20 protein-coding genes are annotated in these 21,425 nt (G+C 66.0%); 9 read left to right on the forward strand and 11 right to left on the reverse strand.

Annotated features, from left to right (window positions below; all coding sequences use genetic code 11):
• Window positions 1-2 precede the first annotated feature (2 nt).
• From RBB42_RS17165 to RBB42_RS17185, 5 genes are all read right to left on the reverse strand, one after another.
• Window positions 3-575 (reverse strand): sarcosine oxidase subunit gamma, encoded by a 573-nt coding sequence (locus tag RBB42_RS17165; RefSeq protein WP_305970596.1) that lies wholly within the window; start codon window positions 573-575, stop codon window positions 3-5.
• Window positions 568-3,588: a sarcosine oxidase subunit alpha family protein gene (locus tag RBB42_RS17170; protein ID WP_305970597.1), complete on the reverse strand. Its 3,021-nt coding sequence runs from the start codon at window positions 3,586-3,588 to the stop codon at window positions 568-570. The genes RBB42_RS17165 and RBB42_RS17170 overlap by 8 nt, the downstream gene beginning before the upstream one ends.
• 61 nt (window positions 3,589-3,649) lie before the next feature.
• Window positions 3,650-3,979 (reverse strand): sarcosine oxidase subunit delta, encoded by a 330-nt coding sequence (locus RBB42_RS17175; protein ID WP_306043734.1) that lies wholly within the window; start codon window positions 3,977-3,979, stop codon window positions 3,650-3,652.
• 117 nt (window positions 3,980-4,096) lie between these two features.
• Complete coding sequence (locus RBB42_RS17180) at window positions 4,097-4,339, reverse strand: hypothetical protein (RefSeq protein WP_305970599.1); 243 nt, start codon at window positions 4,337-4,339, stop codon at window positions 4,097-4,099.
• Between the two features lie 106 nt (window positions 4,340-4,445).
• Complete coding sequence (locus RBB42_RS17185; protein ID WP_305970600.1) at window positions 4,446-5,690, reverse strand: sarcosine oxidase subunit beta family protein; 1,245 nt, start codon at window positions 5,688-5,690, stop codon at window positions 4,446-4,448.
• 169 nt (window positions 5,691-5,859) lie between these two features.
• On the opposite strand from RBB42_RS17185, the gene ccmI reads away from it, so the two are divergent.
• From ccmI to RBB42_RS17200, 3 genes are all read left to right on the forward strand, one after another.
• Entirely contained in the window at window positions 5,860-7,095 is a 1,236-nt protein-coding gene (gene ccmI, locus RBB42_RS17190) for a c-type cytochrome biogenesis protein CcmI (RefSeq protein ID WP_305970601.1), read from the forward strand.
• 187 nt (window positions 7,096-7,282) lie between these two features.
• The gene (gene ruvX / locus RBB42_RS17195) at window positions 7,283-7,783 is read left to right on the forward strand and encodes a Holliday junction resolvase RuvX (RefSeq protein ID WP_305970602.1); all 501 of its coding nucleotides are present in this window, start codon (window positions 7,283-7,285) and stop codon (window positions 7,781-7,783) included.
• Window positions 7,784-7,799: 16 nt separating this feature from the next.
• A complete protein-coding gene (locus tag RBB42_RS17200) occupies window positions 7,800-8,036 on the forward strand; it encodes a DUF1289 domain-containing protein (RefSeq protein WP_305970603.1) in 237 nt (78 codons plus the stop codon).
• A gap of 135 nt (window positions 8,037-8,171) precedes the next feature.
• On the opposite strand, the gene RBB42_RS17205 is transcribed toward RBB42_RS17200, so the two are convergent.
• The 4 genes from RBB42_RS17205 to RBB42_RS17220 all read right to left on the reverse strand — a co-directional run bounded on the left by RBB42_RS17205 (window position 8,172) and on the right by RBB42_RS17220 (window position 12,152).
• Window positions 8,172-8,942, reverse strand: a complete 771-nt coding sequence (locus RBB42_RS17205; RefSeq protein ID WP_371931759.1) for a phytanoyl-CoA dioxygenase family protein — start codon at window positions 8,940-8,942, stop codon at window positions 8,172-8,174.
• The gene (locus RBB42_RS17210) at window positions 8,939-9,754 is read right to left on the reverse strand and encodes a sulfite exporter TauE/SafE family protein (protein ID WP_305970605.1); all 816 of its coding nucleotides are present in this window, start codon (window positions 9,752-9,754) and stop codon (window positions 8,939-8,941) included. Before RBB42_RS17210 ends, RBB42_RS17205 begins: the two co-directional genes overlap by 4 nt.
• A gap of 5 nt (window positions 9,755-9,759) precedes the next feature.
• Complete coding sequence (gene dusA, locus RBB42_RS17215) at window positions 9,760-10,779, reverse strand: tRNA dihydrouridine(20/20a) synthase DusA (RefSeq protein WP_305970606.1); 1,020 nt, start codon at window positions 10,777-10,779, stop codon at window positions 9,760-9,762.
• A gap of 650 nt (window positions 10,780-11,429) precedes the next feature.
• Complete coding sequence (locus RBB42_RS17220; protein WP_305970607.1) at window positions 11,430-12,152, reverse strand: GntR family transcriptional regulator; 723 nt, start codon at window positions 12,150-12,152, stop codon at window positions 11,430-11,432.
• Between the two features lie 126 nt (window positions 12,153-12,278).
• On the opposite strand from RBB42_RS17220, the gene RBB42_RS17225 reads away from it, so the two are divergent.
• Genes RBB42_RS17225 through RBB42_RS17235 form a run of 3 tightly spaced genes read left to right on the forward strand, consistent with a single transcriptional unit; the run spans window position 12,279 to window position 16,764 of the window.
• On the forward strand, window positions 12,279-14,372 hold the full coding sequence (locus RBB42_RS17225) for a TRAP transporter permease (protein WP_305970608.1): 2,094 nt from the start codon (window positions 12,279-12,281) through the stop codon (window positions 14,370-14,372).
• Between the two features lie 38 nt (window positions 14,373-14,410).
• Complete coding sequence (locus tag RBB42_RS17230) at window positions 14,411-15,391, forward strand: TAXI family TRAP transporter solute-binding subunit (RefSeq protein ID WP_305970609.1); 981 nt, start codon at window positions 14,411-14,413, stop codon at window positions 15,389-15,391.
• A gap of 5 nt (window positions 15,392-15,396) precedes the next feature.
• Window positions 15,397-16,764: a class-II fumarase/aspartase family protein gene (locus RBB42_RS17235; protein WP_305970610.1), complete on the forward strand. Its 1,368-nt coding sequence runs from the start codon at window positions 15,397-15,399 to the stop codon at window positions 16,762-16,764.
• A 162-nt stretch (window positions 16,765-16,926) separates the two neighbouring features.
• Here RBB42_RS17235 and RBB42_RS17240 read toward each other — a convergent pair whose 3' ends face one another.
• Together RBB42_RS17240 and RBB42_RS17245 are read right to left on the reverse strand one after the other, a co-directional pair.
• Window positions 16,927-17,385, reverse strand: coding sequence for an SDR family oxidoreductase (locus RBB42_RS17240; protein ID WP_305970611.1), 459 nt, complete (start codon window positions 17,383-17,385; stop codon window positions 16,927-16,929).
• Complete coding sequence (locus RBB42_RS17245) at window positions 17,351-17,668, reverse strand: SDR family NAD(P)-dependent oxidoreductase (RefSeq protein ID WP_305970612.1); 318 nt, start codon at window positions 17,666-17,668, stop codon at window positions 17,351-17,353. Before RBB42_RS17245 ends, RBB42_RS17240 begins: the two co-directional genes overlap by 35 nt.
• Before the next feature lie 100 nt (window positions 17,669-17,768).
• On the opposite strand from RBB42_RS17245, the gene RBB42_RS17250 reads away from it, so the two are divergent.
• The 3 genes from RBB42_RS17250 to hemN all read left to right on the forward strand — a co-directional run bounded on the left by RBB42_RS17250 (window position 17,769) and on the right by hemN (window position 21,369).
• Window positions 17,769-18,656 (forward strand): LysR family transcriptional regulator, encoded by an 888-nt coding sequence (locus RBB42_RS17250; RefSeq protein ID WP_305970613.1) that lies wholly within the window; start codon window positions 17,769-17,771, stop codon window positions 18,654-18,656.
• Window positions 18,657-19,269: 613 nt separating this feature from the next.
• Window positions 19,270-19,962: an NnrU family protein gene (locus tag RBB42_RS17255; RefSeq protein WP_305970614.1), complete on the forward strand. Its 693-nt coding sequence runs from the start codon at window positions 19,270-19,272 to the stop codon at window positions 19,960-19,962.
• Between the two features lie 51 nt (window positions 19,963-20,013).
• The gene (hemN, locus tag RBB42_RS17260; RefSeq protein WP_305970615.1) at window positions 20,014-21,369 is read left to right on the forward strand and encodes an oxygen-independent coproporphyrinogen III oxidase; all 1,356 of its coding nucleotides are present in this window, start codon (window positions 20,014-20,016) and stop codon (window positions 21,367-21,369) included.
• Window positions 21,370-21,425: the final 56 nt, after the last annotated feature.

Here is a 21,425-nt window from a genome sequence, read left to right on the forward strand (position 1 = left end):
GGTCACCCGGCGTGAAAGCCTACGAATGCGTCGGGATCGGCGGCGGCGCAGAGCAGTTTGAACATGTAGTCCGCAACCGAGCGAAAGCAGAAGACCTGCGCCGTGGTATCGTCCACCAGCCAGACGCCCGCCGCCACCTGGGCGAACCGGGTGCGGCGCAACTCGCCCGCCGGCATGGCGTCACGGGCAAAGTCCACAGGCGCCAGCTTGGCCAGCACGTCGCGCAGCTGTGTGCCACGCAGCCGGAACATGGCCCGCATGTCAGAGACATTCTCGACCAAGGCATGTTGCCCCTGCAGGGCCTCGGCCAATTGCGCGCGAGCGCGCGGTGCCTGCCGGTATGGCACCAGCACCAGCAGTTCATCCGGCGACATCCAGAGCACCCCGCTTTCGCCCATGACCTGCGCACCGCGCACACCGGGCATGGGCAGCCCGGTCAGTTGTGTCACGGCCTCTTGCAGACGCTCGTCCGCCAGGTCGCCGCGCAGGGCGATCATGCCCTGCGGCCCCGCTTCGCGGACGTCCACCAGCCCCTCATACTGTGCGCCGCCGAGCGGCAGAACCGGGTCAGACATTCTGCTTCTCTCCTTCGGGGTCAAAGAAAACGGGGCTGACGATCTTCGCCTCGACCACGGTTTCGCCATCGTCCCTGACGAAGGGAATGATCTCTCCCATACGGTCGGGGCCATTGTGGACAAGGCCCATCGCGATCCCCTTGCCCAGCGTCGGCGAATGGTAGGTCGAGGTCACCCGGCCCTGCGTGTTGCGCTGGCCGTTGGCGTTCCTGCCCGGTGCCGCGGCATAGGCGCCATCGGGCAGGACAGAGCCGTCGACGGTTTCCAGCCCCACCAGCTTCCAGCGGTTCGGATCGGCCATGTGGCTGCGCTCCTGCGCGCGTTTGCCGAGGTAATCTTCTTTCTTCTTCGAGATCGCCCAATGCAGGCCAAGGTCCTGCGGGATCACCGTGCCGTCGGTCTCATCCCCGATCATGATGAACCCCTTCTCGGCCCGCATGACGTGCAGCGCCTCGGTGCCATAAGGCGTGATGTTCCATTCCTGCCCGGCCTCGACGACACGATCCCAGAAGGCGCGGCCGAGGTTCGCGGGCACGGCGATCTCGTAGCTGAGTTCGCCCGAGAAGGAGATCCGGTAGACACGCACCGGGAACCCCGCCAGCGTGCCATCTGCCCAGGCCATGAAGGGCAGCGTGTCCTTGCTGACATCCATGCCGCCCAGCTTTTCCAGCAGGTTGCGCGCATTTGGGCCGACCACGGCAAGCTGGGCGTATTGCTCGGTCACGTTGGCGGTATAGACCTTCCAGTCCCACCATTCGGTCTGCAGCCATTCCTCCATATGGGCATGGATGCGGTCGGCGCCGCCACTGGTGGTGTGGCAAAGGAAGGTCTCCTCGTCGATCCGCGCCACCACGCCGTCATCGGTCAGGAAACCGTTTTCCGTACACATCAACCCGTAGCGGCAGCGGCCCGGTTTCAGGGTGCTCATCATGTTGGTGTAGAGCATGTCGAGGAAGCGACCGGCATCCGGCCCCTTGACGATGATCTTGCCAAGGGTCGAGGCGTCCAGCAGGCCAAGGCTGTCGCGGGTGGCCAGCACCTCGCGGTGCACCGCCTGGTGCTTGTCCTCACCTTTTTGCGGATAGCAGTAGGGACGGCGCCAGTGTCCGACGGGTTCCCATGCGGCGCCGTGTTTCTCGTGCCAGTCGTGCATCGGCGTCTTGCGGATCGGCTGAAATATCTCGCCGCGCGCCTCACCGGCAATCGCCCCCATGCTGATCGGCGTATAGGGCGGGCGGAAGGTGGTGGTGCCCACCTGCGGGATCTCTTCACCCAGAGATGCAGCAAGGGTCGCCAAACCATTGATGCTACTGAGCTTCCCCTGATCCGTCGCCATGCCCAGGGTGGTATAGCGCTTGGTGTGCTCGACGCTCTCATAGCCCTCGCGGGCGGCCAGTTGCACGTCCGAGACCTTGACGTCGTTCTGGTAGTCCAGCCAGGACTTCATGCGCAAGTCGTCCCATGCGTTTTCCGGCATCAGCCAGACGGGACGCAGCGGCGCCTCCTCTGCGCTCTCGCCCTTGGGCGGGGCAAAGCGGCGGGGTTTTCGGCCGGCGGCCTTGCTGGCATTTTTCCCTGCCTTGTCAGCGCCTTCCAGAACATCCCTGAGGTGCATTTCGCCATTGGCACTGCCCGCCACGGTGACAAAGGGCCGACCGTCATGGCTGGTCGGTGCGCGCTCGGGATCGGGACGGAAAAAGGCGCGTTCCTCGTCCCAGGTCAGCTTGCCCCCACAATGGGACCAGAGGTGCACCACCGGCGACCAGCCGCCGGACATGGCAACGGCATCGCACTTGATTTCCGACAGCATGGCGCCGCCACCCGCCATCGAGCAGACCGCCACGCCGGTGACACGTTTGCCGCCCTTGACCTTGGCGATGGCCCGGCCGGTTTCGACGCGGATGCCCAGGGCCCTGGCCTCTTCCATCAGCACACCGCCCCCCATCTGGCGCGCGTCGATCACCGCCGGCACCTGCACCCCCGCCTGCTTCAGGGCGATGGCGGTGCGATAGGCATCGTCGTTGTTGGTGACGACGACGGTCTTCTTGCCTGCGGCGACGCCGAAATTCACCAGGTAGTCGCGCACCGCCGAGGCCAGCATGACCCCGGGAATGTCGTTGCCCGCAAAGCTGAGGGGCCGCTCGATGGCGCCGGTGGCGGTAATGATCTGTTTCGCGCGGACGCGCCACAGGCGGTGACGCGGGCCTTTCATGAAAGGGGCGTGATCTGTCAGACGCTCGTAGCCCAGCAGGTAACCGTGGTCATAGACGCCCGCCCCCATGCAACGGGTGCGCAGGGTGACATTTTCCATTCCATCAAGGGCTTCGACGGTTTTCTTTATCCAGTCCCCGGGGGTCATGCCGTCGATAGCCCCGCCATCGACCGGCGCACGGCCTCCCCAATGGGCCGTCTGCTCCATGACCAGCACCTTGGCGCCTGTGTCCGCCGCCGCCTTGGCCGCCTGAAGCCCCGCCACGCCGCCGCCGATCACCACCACGTCGACGAAGGCATGGAAGTGTTCGTAGGTGTCGGGGTCGCGGGTTTCCGGATCCGGCGCACGGCCCAACCCTGCCGACTGGCGGATGAAGGGTTCGTACAGATGCTTCCAGAAGGGCCGCGGGTGGATGAACATCTTGTAGTAGAAGCCCGCCGTCAGGAAACGGCCGAACAGCCCGTTCAGCGCGCCGATGTCGTAGTCGAGCGAGGGCCAGTGGTTCTGCGAGGTGGCCTGCAACCCGTTGAACAGTTCCGTCGTGGTGGCGCGCTGGTTGGGTTCGTGCGTGTTGTCCTGCCCGAGGTTCACCAGCGCGTTGGGTTCCTCGGCGCCCGAGGCGACGACACCGCGCGGGCGGTGATACTTAAAGCTGCGGCCCACCAGCACCTGGTCATTGGCCAAGAGCGCGGAGGCCAAGGTATCGCCCTCGTGGCCGCGGAAGGACTTGCCATTGAAGCTGAAACGAATGTCGCTGCTGCGATCGATCAGGCGGCCGCCTGTGGCGAGACGGGTGCTCATGTCTCAGGCCTCCACACTGTATTGGCCGTTGGAAAGCGAGTATTTTCAGAGAGAAGAAACATCAGGACAGTTCTCTCCACGTCCAGCCGGGGCGTTTGGAGGTGATCACGTCGAGGATCCTCTTCGGCGGTTCCGTGGTCTGGGCGGGATAGGCACCGAAGACCTCCAGGGTCATGGTGCAGCGCGCGGCGTGGAACCACTTGCCGCAGCCGTTGACGTGCCGCCAGCGTTCGAAATGCACACCCTTGGGGTTTTGCCGCATGAAGAGGTAGGCCTCGAAGTCCTTGTCCGAGGAACCGGGACCGTGCCGCGTCAGATGCGCCTCGCCGCCCGCGTGCAATTCGGTTTCATCGGCTTGGACGCCGCAATAGGGGCATTGGAAAGTTAGCAATGTCCGGTCTCCTCTTGCAGCATAGAGTCGTTGCGGGATGTGATGCCTGAACAGGCAAAGGGGCCGAAGCGCAGACGCGCCTCGGCCCCCGGAAAAATTAGGGTCCTGATGGACGGATCAGTTGTCGCCGCCCCCTTTCGGGTCGGCCGCGGGCGCTGCGCCATCTTCGCTTTGCACGGTGATGTTGAGATCTGCGCCGTCGTCACCCGAGGCCGTTGGGACACCGCCCGAGAAGACGACATAACCCAGAAGGGCCACGACGACGACAAGGATGCCGACGATGAACGCCAGCGCGCTGTTCCCGCCCCGGTCACGGGTCGTGGTTGTGGTTGTCGTGTTATTATGCGTGGCGTCGGACATGGCGAAGCCTCCTTGATTGTCATCTCGTTTCTACGATCTGACCAAAGAACGACCTGCCCCCCCACGGGGTTCCGCGCGGTTTCAGACATGATCGGTAGCACGCACATCAATGCGCCACCCCTGCCGCCAAGGATTCGTCGATGAATTTCCCCTCGCCGAAACGCCACATGGAGAACTCCTCGCAGAGCGGCGAGTGGCCCCTGGCCATCAGTTCCGCAAAACCCCAGCCCGAGCCGGGGATCGCCTTGAAGCCGCCCGTGCCCCAGCCGGCGTTGATGAAACAGCCCTCCAGCGGGGTCTTCGACAGGATTGGGGACCGGTCACCCGTCACATCCACGATCCCGCCCCATTGCCGCAGCATCTTCAGCCGCGAGACCATAGGGAAGGTTTCGATCAGGGCGCGCACGGTTTCCTCGATGTGGTGAAAGCTGCCACGCTGGGTATAGGCGTTGTACCCGTCGGTGCCCCCGCCGATCACCATCTCTCCCTTGTCGGATTGGCTCATGTAGCCGTGCACGGTATTGGCCATGACGACGCAATCCATGATCGGCTTGATCGGCTCTGACACCAGCGCCTGCAGCGGCACCGATTCCAGCGGCAGCCGGAACCCCGCCATGGCGGCAAGATCCCCGGAATGCCCGGCCACGACGATGCCCAGTTTCTCACACGCGATGTCGCCCTTTGTGGTCTGCACGCCGGTCACGCGCCCGCCCTCCTGGCGCACGCCGATGACCTCGCATTTCTGGATGATGTCCATGCCCATCGCGGAACAGGCACGGGCATAGCCCCAGGCCACGGCGTCATGCCGCGCGGTTCCCGCCCGCTCCTGCCAGAGCGCGCCCAGCACGGGGTAGCGCGGTCCGTCGAGGTTGATGATCGGCACGATCTCCTTGACCTCGCGGGGCGTGATGAACCGCGTTTCGACACCCTGCAGCGCATTGGCATGAGCGGTGCGCTGGTAGCCGCGCACCTCGTGCTCGGTCTGGGCCAGCATCATGACGCCGCGGGGGCTGAACATGACGTTGTAGTTCAGGTCCTGGCTGAGCGTCTCATAGAGCGCGCGCGCCTTTTCGTAGATCGCGGCAGAGGGATCCTGAAGGTAGTTCGATCGGATGATCGTGGTGTTGCGCCCGGTGTTGCCGCCGCCCAGCCAGCCCTTCTCGATCACCGCGACATTGGTGATGCCAAAGTTCTTGCCAAGGTAGTAGGCCGTTGCCAGACCGTGCCCGCCGGCGCCGACGATGACCACGTCGTAGCGGCGCTTGGGCTGGGCGTTGCGCCAGGCGCGTTCCCAGTTCTTGTGGCCGGAAAGGGCTTCTCTGGCAATGGCAAAGGCAGAATAACGTTTCATGGGCTCGAATCCGGCAAGTCCGTTCAGCAGCATTTTACCGGAACGACATGGATTCAACGGATGTAACCGTCGCAATAGCATCCGATTGCGACATGGCGCACCATCACGGGCTTTTGCCCTTTTTTCCGGCCCCGCAGCGTCTTAAGTGGGACAGTAGAAAGGGAGGCCGATGACCGTATTCTGGATTGTGACCGCCGCCTTGGCCCTGCTTTGCGCCGGCGCCCTGAATCTGGCCCTCTTGCGCGGCCGGCGCGCCACGGGCCCGGCAGAGGCCTACGACCTCGAGGTCTACCGCGACCAGCTGAAAGAGATCGAGGCGGACGCGGCCCGCGGCAAGATCCCCGCCGAAGAAGCAGAACGCCTGCGGGTCGAGATCTCGCGCCGGCTCCTGGCAGCGGACGCCAAGATGCAGGCGCGCGGCGACCGGGCCGAGCAACCCCGAGCGCTGGGATTTGTCTTGGCGGCGGTCATCGCGCTGGTCGTTGTGGGCGGGGCCTTCGGTCTCTACGCCCAGATCGGCGCGGCGGGATATGGCGACGTGCCGCTCAAGGCGCGGCTGGCCCGGGCCGAGGAGGCGCTGAAAAGCCGCCCCTCGCAGGCCACGATGGAGGCGCGCATTCCCCCCCAGGCCGCGCCCGACGCCACACCGCAATACCTGGCGCTGGTCGAACGGCTGCGCCAGGCGGTAGAGGCGCGCCCGGACGACATCCAGGGCCATGTGCTGCTGACCCGCTCCGAAGCGGCGCTGGGGAATTTCTCGGCCGCCTACAAGGCGCAGAGCCAGATCATCCGGCTCAAGGGCGACGCGGTCACCGCCAAGGACTTTACCGATCTCGCGGACATGATGATCCTGGCCGCCGGCGGTTACGTCTCGCCCGAGGCGCAAGCCGTGCTGGAACAGGCCCTCTCGCGCGATCCCGACAATGGTGTGGCGCGCTATTACGGCGGGTTGATGATGGCCCAGGTGGGGCGCCCCGACGTCGGCTTCCGCATGTGGAACAAGCTGCTGCGCGAAAGCAGCGCGCAGGACCCCTGGGTGCAGCCGATCAGTGACCAGATCGAGGACCTCGCCTTCATGGCCGGCGTCCAGAACTTCCAGATGCCGCAGCTCGCCGCCGCCACGCCGCGCGGGCCCAGCGCCGCCGACATCGACGCCGCCCGGGACATGACACCGGAGGAACGCCAGCAGATGATCCGCGGCATGGTGAGCCAGCTCTCCAGCCGCCTCGCCGAAGAGGGCGGCCCGGTCGAGGATTGGGCACGGTTGATCTCTTCGCTGGGTGTCATTGGGGAAACCGACCGCGCCGGGGCAATCTACACGGAGGCACAGACCGTCTTTGCCCAAAGCCCCGAAGCTCTCGAACTGTTGAAAAGAGCCGCAGAACGCGCCGGGGTCGCCGATTGACCTCCCTATCTGCTCCCTGCGCGCCCCGGCCTTCTTTGGGCCTGAAGATACCTCCGGGGGAGTCGCGCCGCGCGCGACGGGGGCAGCGCCCCCTGCCCCGAACCGGAGGCCAGAGGCCGCAGGCGAGACAACCTGCGCGCCGCAAGGCGCTCAACCGGGTTGCCGTCATCCACGGAGTGCCGCACCGATGATCCACGACACCATCGACACATTCACCGCCGACCTGCCGCCAATGGTGGCCCTGGCCGGGCTGGACCTGGGGACACGGACCATCGGGGTCGCGGTCAGCGACAGTTTCCGCTCGGTCGCGACCCCTCTGGAAACCATCAAGCGCAAGAAATTCGGCGTCGACGCGGCGGCACTGGTCAAGATCCTGCGGGCGCGCAACATCGGCGGCGTAGTGCTGGGCCTGCCGCGCAACATGGATGGCAGCGAGGGACCGCGTTGCCAATCGACCCGCGCCTTCGCCCGCAACTTCGCCGGCCTCTGGAAAGGTCCGATCACCTTCTGGGACGAACGCCTGTCGACCGTGGCGGCGGAAAAGGCCCTGCTGGAGGCGGATACGACACGAAAACGTCGCTCCGAGGTCATCGACCACGTCGCCGCCGCCTATATCCTGCAAGGAGCACTGGACCGGATGCGGTACCTGAACCCACAGCCGGGTGCGGCGGACGCACCCGACGACTAGGCCGGAGCACGTGGGCATGAAAGACGATATCTGGTCCCGCAACGAGGTCCAAAGCCCCTGCATCAAGGTCTGCGTGATCCATCCGCAGGAAAGGCTTTGCACCGGCTGCCTGCGCACCACACGCGAAATCTCGATGTGGTCCAGCATGAGCCAGGACGAGCGCCGCGAGGTTCTCGAGGACCTTCCCGATCGCGCCGGACGCCTCCGCAAGCGGCGCGGCGGGCGTGCGGCGCGGATCAAATCCCGGGACTGAGCGCCAGCGCAATTGGGCAGCCGCTTCGTCGGCGGCCAGTTTCGGGCATGGGAGGGGGCGCTGCCCCCATCTCCCTTCGGTCGATCCCCCCGGAGTATTTTTGCAGAGAAGAAGCCCGGGGGCCTGGCGTGGAACTCACCTGGAGAGCCAGGCCTCCGCACCGCCCATGATCCGGGGGCGGAAATAGGCCACCATGCGGCCTTCCGGTGGCGCCTGGGCACCCTCGGCCCAGGGGGCAATTCCGTGCAGGGTCAGCCGATGCAGCAGGAGCGCCTCGCCCGGCGCGGCGGGCAGTTCGACCCGGCGGCAGGTTTCGAAACAGCGGCGCCGCGCGGCCTGGTAGGCATCGGTCACATCCACCTCGCCCCAGGTCTCGGGCGGGTGGCCCGCCAGGGCGCCGCGCAGGGCGTCCCGCATGACCAGGTGGCTGCCCTCCCAGGCGACCAGAGGGCTGGCGCCGGCATCCGCCTCGGTCAGCGGCAGGCCCAGAATCCAGGCGTGGGGTTCGCGGATACGGCGGCGGCGCGCCGCGCCTTCGGCCAGTACCCCGTCCACATGGGCCGCGTCGCGTTTCAGACGATACCGAAACCCGGCCTCGCTTTCCCCCGCGCGGGGGCGCGGGTAGCCCGGAAAAGTGATCGAGAGCTGTGCCGGGTGCAAGTCGGGCAGCGGTGCCAGAGCCTCGGGCGCGGCCCCGGCCAGGGGAACACCTCCGATACTGCCATCCGGCGCCGTCGGCAGGGCATCGACGCCCACGAACCAGGTGCCCTCGCATTGCAGCCAGGTCGCGCGCTGTGCCGGGTCGGCCAGCACGGCGCGGCCCGCCTCATGCGCCGCTGCCGCCCAGGCCCGCGTCGCGGGGTCGGCGGCGAAACGGGTCCAGCCGCGCGTTTCGAGCACGCTCAGCCCCACAGCGCCTCGCGCATCATGTTGGCCGCGACGATCAGGATGAAGACCGCGAAGATCCGCCGGAGCACCATCGCGTCCAGCGCATGGGCCAGCTTTGCCCCCAGCGGGGCCGTCAGGACTGTCATGCAGATGGTGATCAGGAAAGCCGGCCCGTTGACCGCGCCCAGCGTCCAGGGCGGCGCGCCGTCGACCTGCACGAGGAGGAAACCCAGCACCGAGGGCACCGCGATCAGCAGGCCAAAGCCCGCCGCCGTTGCCACCGCACGGTGCATCGGCACGCTGTAGAGCGTCATCAGCGGCACGCCGAAACTGCCCCCGCCAATCCCCATCAGCACCGACAGGAAGCCCAGCACCGGCGACAGGATGGCCCGTGTCACCGTCCCCGGCATCTGTGGCGCGATGCGCCAGTCCTTGCGCCCGAAGGCCAGGTAGATGCCCACGATCGTCGCCAGCACCGCAAAGATCACCGCCAGCGCATCCGACCGCAACCCGGCGGCGATCAAGACCCCCAGCACCGCACCCAAAGCGATCCCCGGTGCCCAAGTCCTCAGGATCTCCCAGTCTACCGCGCCGCGCTTGTTATGCGCCATGACCGAACGGGTCGAGGTCACGATGATCGAGGCCAGCGAGGTCGCCAGACAGATCTGCATCAACTGCGGCCCGTCGAACCCCGTTGCCGAGAAGACGTAGAAATAGGCGGGGACCAGGATGATCCCGCCGCCCACGCCGAAAAGCCCCGCAAGGATACCGGCAAAGCCCGCCGCCACCACGAGAATACCCACGAGGGGCAGAAGTACCGAAAGATCCATCTTGTTCAGGCCGCCTTTGCTGGTCCGATATGTGTAAGCGCCTCTTCGACAAGCTCCGGTCCCGCGCCCTCGCGCGTCGCCCCGGTCGAGAGAACTTGCCGCCAGCGCCGCGCGCCCGGACGGCCCGAAAAGAGGCCCAGCATGTGCCGCGTGACCTGGTGCAGCTTGCCGCCCGCCGCCAGGTGCGCCTCGATGTAGGGCAGCATGGCGCGGGCCACGTCCTCGGCGCTCTGGTCGTCCCCCCGCCCCCAGATCCGCGCGTCCGCCGTGCCCAGGATGTCCCAGGGCTGGTGATAGGCGGCGCGGCCCACCATGACCCCATCGAGCCCCTGATCAAGGAAGGCCGCGGCCTGGTCGAGATCGGTGATGCCGCCGTTGACCGAAAGGTGCAGGTGCGGGAACAGGCCCCGCATCCGCTGCACCAGATCGTAGTCCAGCGGGGGAATGTCGCGGTTCTCCTTGGGGCTGAGCCCCTGCAGCCAGGCCTTGCGCGCGTGGATGATGATGCGCGAACAGCCCGCGGCGCCCAGCCGGGCCAGGAATTCGGGCAGCACCTCTTCGGGATCCTGGTCGTCCACGCCGATGCGGCATTTCACCGTCACCTCGACACCCACCGCATCCTGCATGGCGCTGACACAGTCGACCACCGTCTGCGGATGTTTCATAAGCACAGCGCCGAAAGTGCCCGATTGCACCCTGTCGGAGGGGCAACCGCAATTCAGATTGATCTCGTCATAGCCTGCCGCCTGGCCCAGTTTCGCCGCCTGCGCCAGTTCCTGCGGGTCCGAGCCGCCAAGCTGCAGCGCCACGGGATGTTCCGCGGCATCGAAGTCCAGCAGGTGCAGCGCCCCGCCGCGCACCAGCGCGGGCGCAGTCACCATCTCCGTATACAACAGCGCGCGGCCGGAGATCAGCCGGTGAAAATAGCGGCAATGCCTGTCGGTCCAGTCCATCATGGGAGCCACGCTTAGCCGCGCGGCCCTGTGGACGTCCGAAACCCCTTGTCTATCTGGCTCTGCACTCATGGTCACCTGACCCGTCGTCTTGGATTTGTGGGCCTTTTGGCCCCGTTTGCGGGGGTGGTGCAACAAATGTTGCACCGACACCCGAATTGTTACACCGCTCTCCGCCGGGAGCGCCGGCGAGGTATCGCCCCCCTGGACAAAGGTCCACCCGCCGCGCGCCTCCCGGTTCGATCTGCCGACCATCGGCAAAGATGTCCCGAAAGAAGACCCGGATGGGTACCATCATGGCGCGCCAGAAGAAAGACGGCGCAAAGAGCTTCACTGCGGTGATCCCCAAGAAATAGCGCGGCAAGATCATCCTCACCCTCGGCGACACGTTCCCGAGCCGCCAGGCGGCAGAACATTGGATGAAAATGACCGAGCGCAATCTGAAGGGCAAAGGCGCTCTCGACCGGGCGGTCGCGGACTCCGTTTCTCGTCGGAGATCGGCAGACCGCAAATCATAGCTGCATCAGTGTCCGAATTCCGGGGCGAAGTTCAGATTGCGCCCTTTCGACGGGCCGACACGGCCGCCTTTTTTTGAGAGCAAACCGCTGCGCCGCCCGTTCGAATCGACCGTGGCGCGATGCATCGAAGGAGGTCCTGCCAGCGGTCAGCGCGATGGCCCCCAACAGCATGAACGCATCAAGATCCGTCTGCCGGCAATCCTGCTACATCCTTTCGCGACGCAGCGTGATCTCGTAAGAGTAGCGATCCGCGGGCAAGATGCTGACCGTGGCGATCTGGTTCTCCGCCCCGCCGTCGAGATACTGACGCCGCAGTTCCAGGGCATGGCTGCCCGGCGCCACCTGCAGGAGGTCGGCCAAGGACTCGGGCACCGGCCGTGCCTTGATCGACTGGCGGATCTCCCGGATGATCACCCCGTGCCGTTCCTCGAGCAGCGTGTAGACAAGGCCGGAATAGTCCTGCACCTCTTCCGCGATATCCGCGTAGGTCTCGTTCAGAAAGACATCCGTGCAGCCCACCGGAGCCTCCAGCCCGTCGACATGCCGGGTCTGGCGGATGAGGCACCAGCGCCGTCCGGGCCGGTCCCCCAGTCTCTGCGCCAAAGCATCGTCCGCGACGACCCGGCTCACGCTCAGCACCTCACGCCTCGAGGCGCCCGCGAATTGCAGCAGATCCCCGGTGGCGGTCATGGAGTGCACGTAGGTCGGCGGCGGCTCGCTGCTGATGACCCGCGTCGCCGCGCCCTGCTTGCGGTCGATCATGCCCAGCCGCGCCAACTCGGTCAGCGCGCTGCGAATGGTGGACCGGCTGGCACCGAAGCGCGTGCACAAGGCGGCCTCGCTCGGCAGGGCCTCACCGACGCGGAAGGCGCCCGCTCGCAGGTCTGCCATCAGTCTCGCCGCCACTTCAGGGTAACGCTTTTTCATTTTTACATTTCCTTTCAACAGGTTGCGCAACCATTGAAATTAGGCGCTTGACACGTCTCGCGACTCTACCCAACCTATCCGAACATGTCAACTTGTCCGAACAAGTTGGTAAGGGAGGAAAATACCATGACCGATGACCACGCGGTTCCGTCGAGCCAACCAACCGCAGCAGAAGAGCTCGATGCCGAGGGACTGGACCGGCAACTGCCGCGCAGGATCGCCTTGCTGCTGACCGCGGTATCGGCTCTTTACGCGCTGTTCCACCTGGCGGTTCTGAACTTCTGGTCCATCGACGAATGGGTCTATCGCGTGCTGCACGTCAACCTCGGCGCGGTGATCGCCTTTGTCGGGTTGAAGGCCTGGCGCCGTGAACGCGGCCGCTTGGTCGCGGTGCCCGACGGGATCCTGATCGCGGCCGCGCTGGGATGCTCGGCCTATATTGCTATCAATGTCGACCAGCTGATCATGCGCACCGGGGTCATCACCACCACCGCCGACATGCTGTGCGGCATCGCAGGGACCATCGTGGTGCTGGAGTTCGCCCGCCGCGTGGCGGGGCTGGTCCTGCCGGTGATCGCTCTGATCTTCGTGGCCTATGTCTTCGTCGGCCCCTGGATGCCGGGCATCCTGCGGCACTCGGGCTTTCAGACCGACAACTTCTTTTCCTTCGTCTACAGCCAGGATGCGGTCTTTGGCATGACGGTGGCGGCCTCATCGCGCTACATCATCCTCTTCGTGTCCTTTGCCGTCTTTCTGCAGGCCTCTGGCGCGGGTGACTATTTCATGCGGCTTGCCATGACGCTGTTCGGTGCAACCCGCGGCGGTCCCGGCAAGGTGTCCGTCTTTTCGGGCCTGCTGTTCGGGACGGTGTCCGGCTCTGCGGTGGCCAATGTCGTGGCATCCGGCACTTTCACGATTCCGATGATGCGCCGCGTCGGCTACCCGCGCGAAAGCGCTGGCGGGATCGAGGCGGCCTCCTCCTCGGGCGGCCAGCTTGCGCCACCGGTCATGGGGGCCGGGGCCTTCATCATGGCCGAGATCACCGGCATCCCCTATTCCGAGATCGTCACCGCCGCCATCCTGCCCTGCCTGCTGTTCTACATCGCAATCTACATGACGGTCGACCTGCAGGCGGTGCGTCTGGGCCTGAACGGGTTGCCGCGCAGGGAACTGCCGAAGCCGCGTGACCTGGTGGCAGATGTGTTCTTCCTGCTTCCGCTGGTCGTGCTGCTCTACCTGCTGCTGTCCGGCTATTCGATCATCGCGGCGGGCACATGGGGGCTGGCCTCGACCCTGCTGGTGCTGATGTGCCGCGAGATCGGCTTCCAGTCCCGTGTGCTGGCCCTGCCGCTGGTGCTCTTCGTGGCGTTGCCGATGAGCGGTTTGCAGGTGAACTACGCCGGGGCCATCGCCTTCGTGACCAGCGCCGTGATGATGCTGGGGCTGGCCGTCTTGCGCGGACAGGCCCCCGCCCTGCCCCGCGTTCTGCGCACGCTCGGCACCACCACCTACGAGGGGCTTTCTGACAGCGCGCGCAAGTCGTTGCAGCTGATCAGCGTGATGGCCTGCGCGGGCATCGTTGTCGGGGTGTTGGGGCTGACCGGGCTCGGGGGGCGCTTTTCCTCGGTACTGCTGGCGGCAGCGGGCGAAAGTCAGGCCCTGGCATTCGTGCTGGCGATGATGATCTCGATCATCCTCGGCATGGGTATGCCGACCACCGCCGCCTATGCCATTGCCGCGGCCGTCGTGGCCCCTGCCCTGCAGCAAATGGGGATTTCGGCGCTGGCCGCGCATCTGTTCGTGTTCTACTGCGCTGTCATCTCGGCGATCACACCGCCGGTCGCGATTGCAGCCTTTGCCGGTGCGGCAATCGCCGGGGGCAAGCCGTGGCCAACCTCGATCCGGGCCATGCGCTTCGGCATCGCGGCCTTTGTCCTGCCCTTCATGTTCTACACCAGCCCCGAGATCCTGATGCTGGGCAGCTGGATCGAGACGGCCCATGTCTTTGCCACGGCGCTGGTGGCGATCTGGCTGATCGCCGTCGCCGGCGAAGGTCAGCTGTTCGGTCCCCTGGGGCCGCCGATGCGTGTAATAGCCGGGATCGCGGCGCTGCTGCTGCTTTGGTCCAGTCTGCCGACAGACATTGCGGGCCTCGGCATCACGGTGGGCCTGTTGCTCTGGGCACGACGCTCGCACCGCAAATCCCATCAAACCGCCTGACCCCTTCACTTCACCGAGTTTGCAAGAGGAGAAAACTCATGACCATCGCAACCAGACTGATCGCCAGCGCGGCATTCTTCGCCGCCGGGGTATTGCCGGCTTCCGCACAGGACGCCCCGGCTTCCATGACAATCTCGACCGCGTCCCCGGGTGGCGTCTACGCCGTCTATGGAGAAGGCGTGGCCCAGATCCTTAGCGACGTGGTCGGCATCCCGACCTCGACCCGCCAGACCCAGGGCCCTGCGCAGAACCTCGTTCTCCTGCAGGCCGGACAGACCGAACTGGCGATGACCACCTCGGGCCCGGCCTTCGAGGCCATGAACGGTGCGCTGGAACTGGCACCGGGTCAGGACTACGACGGGTTGCGCGCGCTGTTCGCCATGTATCCGACGCCCTTTCAGATGATTGCCCTGGCCGATAGTGGCATCGACTCGATCGATGACCTGGCGGACAAGCGGGTCGGCGCCGGTCCCCGCGCCGGCACCGGCGGCACATATTGGACCCGTTGGCTGGACAACATGGATCTGGACGTGTCGTTGCAATACGGCGGCATTGGGGATCAGGCGAGCCAGCTTGCAGATGGCCGTCTCGACGCGATCGTGACTGCTGGCGGGATCCCGCATCCGGCGCTCTCCGAACTCGAAAACACGCAGGACGTGATGATCTTCGGCATGTCCGCGGCCACACAGGCGCGTCTGTTGGATGAGAATCCCTACGCGGTCAGCTTCAGCATCCCGGAGGGTACATACAAGACACCAGCAAGCGACCTGCAAACTGTCGCCATGTGGAATTTCGTCGTCGCAGATGCCTCGATGTCCGACGACATTGCCTATCAGATCACCCGCGCAGTGCTGGAGAACAACGCCCGGATGATTTCGACCCACGCGGCGGCCAAGCAGACGCTGGCTGAGAACATCCTGAAAAACACCTTCATCCCGCTGCATCCGGGCGCCGCGCGCTACTACACGGAAATCGGCGTCGAGATCCCGGACGCGATCGCACCGGGCGCCGAGGGCTGACGACAATGACGCTTGCATCGACCGATCCGGGTCTTCTTTGTGGCAGCGAAGGTTACCAGCGCTGCGCCAAGATCTTTGGCGAGGCCGGGACGGTCGATGCCTACCTGCAGTTCGAGGCGGCCCTCGCAGAGGTCCAGGGCCGCCTCGGTGTCATCCCCGGCCAGGCGGTCGCCCCGATCCGGGCGGCCTGCGATCAGGGCAAGCTTGACCTTGCCAAGCTCCGGACCGGATCGCTGGCGGTGGGGTACCCGATCGCGCCGCTGGTCGCGATGATTGCCGATGCGGCAGGGCCCCACGGTCAATGGGTTCATTACGGGGCCACCACGCAGGACGTGATGGACACGGGCATGGTGCTTCAGCTGCGTCAGGCGCTGTCGGGTATCTTGAATGATCTGGATCGGACCGCGCACCTGCTGGCCGATCTCTGCGCTGCGCATCGCCGCACGCCCATCGCGGGACGCTCCAAGCTGCAGCATGGGGTCCCGGTGTCCTTCGGCTACAAGGTTGCCGTATGGCTTGACCAGATCCTGCGCGCCCGCGACGGCCTGTCCGAGGCTCTGTCCCGCGCCGAGGTGCTGCAATTCGGCGGCGCTGTCGGCAGCCTTGCCGCATTGCAGGGGCACGGGATGGCCGTGCGCCGGGATCTGGCCGCCGCGCTGTCCCTACGGGAGCCGGACATTTCATGGCACGTCAGCCGCGACCGCATGGTTGCCCTTGCCTCGGCTGTCGCGGCGCTGGTTGCGGCGCTGGCAAAGATGGCCAGTGACATAGCGCACCTGATGTCGACCGAGGTCGGCGAGCTGCTGGAACCTGCCGCCGAGGGCCGCGGCAGTTCCTCGACCATGCCGCAAAAGCGCAACCCGGTGATCTGCGAGGCGATCCTCGAAGCCGCGCGGGACACGCGCCATGTTCCGACCGTCGTGCTCGAGGGAATGCTGCAAGAGCATGAGCGCGGCATCGGCCACGGCTACCGCGAACGCACGGCCCTCTGCCGGGCGGTGCAACAGCTGGCGGGCGCCGTGACACTGACGAACGAGCTGGTGTCCGGGTTGGAGGTCAATGCCCCACGCATGGCGAGAAACCTCGACATGACCCAGGGCCTCATTCATGCCGAAGCCGTGATGATGCAGTTGTCCGAGCGTCTCGGTCGCCTGAAGGCCCATGACATTCTGCACCGGGTATCGCACCGTGTGGCCTCTACGGGCACCCGCTTCGAGGAGGCGCTGACCGCCGAAGCCAGGGCCTGCCTGCCCGGCCAGGCGGACATTCTTGCTCAACAGATCGAATACGCTCAGGAAATGATCGATCTGGTTCTAGCACGCATTGACACACCTGAAAGCAGGCCTGAAAGAGCGCGTGTCGCCGTGGACTGAGCGGCATGGACGGGTATTTCCGGGCCCTTTGGGCCAATGCGCTCTAGTGTCCCGCGCATAGGGGCGCAGATGGTCTGACCGGTTGCGGTCAGTGCGCGGTCTTGGCGCCGAACCCGCGTGATGCGCCGTTGACCGGGGCGATTTCGGGCATGAGCGCCTCTTTCACACCATGCCACCATTGGCACGCAGGGTCTGGCCGTTGATCCAGCCTCCATCAGGACCGGCGAGGAAGGACACGGTATTCGCGATGTCCGCCGGCTGGCCCAGACGCTGCAGTGGGTTGGCCTTGGACAGCGCTTCGATCTGCGCATCGGTCTTGCCATCAAGAAAGAGAGCGGTCGCCGTCGGTCCGGGAGCAACGGAATTGACGGTGATGTTCCGCCCGCGCAGTTCCTTCGACAGGATGTCGCCCATCACTTCCACCGCGGCTTTGGTGGCGGCATAGACACCATAGGATGGCAGCTTCGCGCCGACGACAGAGCTCGACAGGGTCATGATCCGTCCGCCATCCTGCATCCGCCGGGCCGCCTCGCGCAGAGTGTTGAACGTGCCCTTGAGGTTGGTGTCGATGGTGCGGTCAAAGAGATCATCCGAACTCTCTGCAAGCGAAGCCAGTTGCATGATCCCGGCCGAGGCAACCAGCACGTCCGGGACGCCAAAAGGCCGCCTCGGCACGGTCGAAGAGTTGCGCCACCTGCGTGGGATCGGCCACGTCGGCCCGGGCGGCAACGGCCCGCCCGCCCTTGGCTTCGATCCGCGCCACCACGTCGGACGCGGCCTCTTCGTTTCCGGCGTAGTTCACCACCACGGCAAAGCCATCTGCGGCGAGGCGTTCGGCGATGGCGGCACCGATTCCGCGCGAGGCGCCGGTGACAAGGGCTGTCTTTGGAGAGTGATCGGTCATGTCGCATTCCCTGTTCGCAAGTCCGTGAGACACAGATGGGGTGTTGTCAGATCTGGATAATTACCCCTTTATCGACATCAGAATTCGTGAGTGGCGAACAATGGACAAATTCGACGAGATGCGCGTCTTCATCCGCGTCGCCGAGACCCGCAGTTTCCGCCGCACCGCCGAAAGCCTCGGCCTGCCGCGCTCCACGGTCTCGGAGGTGATCAAGCGCATGGAGGCCCGCCTTGGCGTACGCCTCCTCGACCGGACGACGCGAACGGTGGCCCCGACGCTGGACGGCGCGGCCTGGCATCAACGGTGCCTGAAGATCGTTGCAGAGGTGGAAGACGCCGAGGCCGCCTTTGCCGGCGGCGCGGCACAGGGCCGCTTGCGGGTCGACGTCCACGGCACCCTGGCGCGACACTTCCTGCTGCCGGAACTGCCCGCGTTTCTCGCCGCCTATCCGGCCCTCGATTTGGTGATGTCCGAGGGGGACCGTCTGGTCGACTTGATCCGGGAAGGGGTCGATTGCGTGGTCCGGGTGGGCCAACCGGCACAGAGCGATCTGATCATGCGTCGCCTCGGAGACCTGCCCGAAGCCGTGGCCGCCGCGCCGGGCTACCTCGAGAGGCACGGCATACCGCGGACGCCTGACGATCTGGAGGGCCACCGGGTGGTGGCCTTCCTGTCGTCCAAGACCGGCGCGCCCTTGGATCTCAGCTTCATCCAGGATGGCCGCGAGGTCACCCGGCCATTGCCAGCCGCGCTCACGACCACGGGGGCAGAGACCATGGTGGAAGTTGCCCGGCGCGGTCTCGGGTTGATCCAGGTGCCGCGCTATCACCTGGCTGCCGATATAGCGGCGGGCCGGTTGGTCGAGGTGCTCGCGGATTACGCACCCGCGCCCTCGCCGGTCGTCGCGCTTTACCCCCGGGATCGCCAGCTGTCCCCGAGGCTGCGAGTGTTCCTTGATTGGTTGGCCATGCGATCCTTCGCGTCGTAGGGGCATTGCGACACCTGAGCATCACAACGACCTCAGGTCGGACATTGGACGGACCAGCCGGACCGCCAAATCACCCGCTTGCCGAAACTCAATGACATCACGACATTGGATGTCCGCACGTGCTGCCGCCTGCGCTGCTATGCCCGTGCGCTGAACAGGGGTGCATGACGCCGGACCCGAGGATTGACGCAGGCGCAATGCGCCCGCTGCTTGATCGGCTTCACGCGCATCTCTGCCTCCCTGGTCCTGCGCGTTCGACAGGTCTCAGGCGGCTGGGATGAGGCCCAAGGTAAGGCCCCTATCGCGGTGCGGCGTTTTCGTCCTGGCGGTTTGGTTTTCCCGGGACTTCCCCGGGTTTACCCAGGGTTACGATTCTGGATTGCTGCCGGCTGGCACTTCCTCTCGAACAGGACACCACCGCTCCCCAAAGGCATCTGAACAAGGCTCAACCCAATCCCTGTTTGCAGGACAGGCACATCCGGCATGAAGATTGCCTTGGATCGCTGCCCCACCCTGGGTCGATTCCGAACCGCAGATCCGCACCGGGGGCTGGTCAACCACGGTTTCAGGTCCTAACCCGGGGCAAGTGTCGCGGCAGCAAGGCAGAGCCCACATGACTGACTGGACGGAATACGCGCTGGCACTGGTCCTGTTCATCGGCAGCCACCTGCTGCCGCGCACCGGCGGCTTGCGGGAACGGCTGGCGCACGTGATCGGACGCAGGGCTTATCTCGCCGGGTACGGGCTCCTGTCGCTTGTCCTGCTGGCCTGGGTGATCTCGGCGGCGATCCGGGCGCCCCATGTCGAACTCTGGCCGCAAGCGCCTTGGACACGCTGGGCGCCGAACCTGGCCCTGCCGCTGGCGTTTGTCCTGGCAACCTGCGGCGCAGGACTGCGCCAACCCTATACCCTTGGCGGAAAACGCGGCGCCGGTTTCGATCCCCGGACCCCCGGGTTTGCCGCGGTGTCGCGTCACCCGCTGTTCCTCGCGCTGGCGCTCTGGTCCGGGGCGCACCTTCTGCCCAATGGCGACCTCGCGCAGGTGATCCTGTTCGGCGCCTTCCTGGTCATGGCCCTGGCCGCGATCCCGGCTTTCGATGCCCGGGCACGAAGCGGCCTCGGCCCCGAGGCCCGGGCCTTTTTCGAGGCCACCGCCATACTCTCGCCCGCGCCGCTGCTCCGCCCGGACTGGATGCGCGCCAATGGCCGGCGAATGGGTCTGCGCGCACTGGTCGGGCTGGCGCTCTGGCAAGGCAGCCTGCACCTGCATGGCCTCTTGATCGGCGCCTCTCCCTTTCCTGCCTGAACCTTGATCTCGCGCAAGGTGCGCGCGCCGCAAAAGGCGCATGGGGAAGGCATGAAACAGATCGACCGCCTCAGATCCCTCGGCCTCTTCGACGCCCGGGTGCCCCGCTACACGTCCTATCCCACCGCCCCGGTCTTTGCCCCGCAGGTGGGCGCCCCCGAACAGGCACGGGCGCTGGCCGCGCTGGACCCTGCCGAGCCCGTCTCGGTCTACATCCACATCCCCTTTTGCGAGCGGCTGTGCTGGTTCTGCGCCTGCCGCACCCAGGGCACCCAGACGCTGGCCCCGGTCGAAAGCTACATCGGCACGTTGGAACAGGAACTGGCCCTGCTGAAGGACATCCTGCCCAAGGGGCTGCACATGGGCCGGATGCACTGGGGCGGCGGCACGCCGACGATCCTGCCGCCCGCGCTGATCCACCGGCTGGCGCAGGCGGTCAAGGCGGTGATCCCGCCCACGCCGGACTGCGAGTTCTCGGTCGAGATCGACCCGACGATGGTGGACCGCGACAAGATCGCCGCGCTGGCCGCCGAGGGCATGAACCGCGCCAGCATCGGCATCCAGGATTTCGACCCGGTCGTGCAAGAGGCCATCGGGCGGCTGCAACCCTTCGACGTGACCCGTGCCTGTGTCGAGGATCTGCGCGCGGCGGGCATCCGCTCGCTCAACGCCGACCTGGTCTATGGCCTGCCCCACCAGGACGCGGCGCGGCTGAACGACACCGTGGCCAAGGTTCTGGAACTGGCACCGGATCGCATCGCGCTTTTCGGCTATGCCCATGTCCCCTGGATGTCCAAGCGGCAGAAACTGATCGACGAGGCCGTGCTGCCGCATGAGGTGGAACGCTTTCAGTTGGCGGAACTGGCGGCGCGCCGCTTTGCCGAGGCGGGGTTCGACAGCATCGGCATCGACCATTTCGCGCGTCCCGACGACGGGCTGGCCCTGGCCGCGCGCACCGGGCACCTGCGCCGCAACTTCCAGGGCTATGTCGATGACCGCTGCGCCACGCTGATCGGCCTTGGCGCCTCGTCGATCTCGCGCCTGCCCACGGGCTATGTCCAGAACGCCCCGGCGACGCCCGCCTATGTCCAGCGGATCGATGCCGGTGACCTGGCGGGCACGCGCGGCCATGTCATGACCGGCGACGACCTGCTGCGCGCCCGCGCGATCGAGATGATCATGTGCGATTTCCGGCTGGACCTGGACGCGCTGCGGGCAGAGTTCGGCCCCGATGTCGACAACCTGCGGGAGGACATGACCCTGGCCGCCGAACGCTTCGGCGACCTCGTCACGCTTGGAAACGACACCCTGGCCATGCCCCCCGAGGGCCGCGCCCTGACGCGGATGGTGGCGCGGCTGTTCGACGGCTACACGCCCGACGGCGCGCGCTACAGCCAGGCCTCCTGACAGCAGCACCCGGCGGTCCGCAGCGGCCGCCGGGGGCCGGCAATTCTTTCGACCTC

The organism is Mameliella sp. MMSF_3455 (genome assembly GCF_030733205.1).
Classification (GTDB): domain Bacteria; phylum Pseudomonadota; class Alphaproteobacteria; order Rhodobacterales; family Rhodobacteraceae; genus Antarctobacter.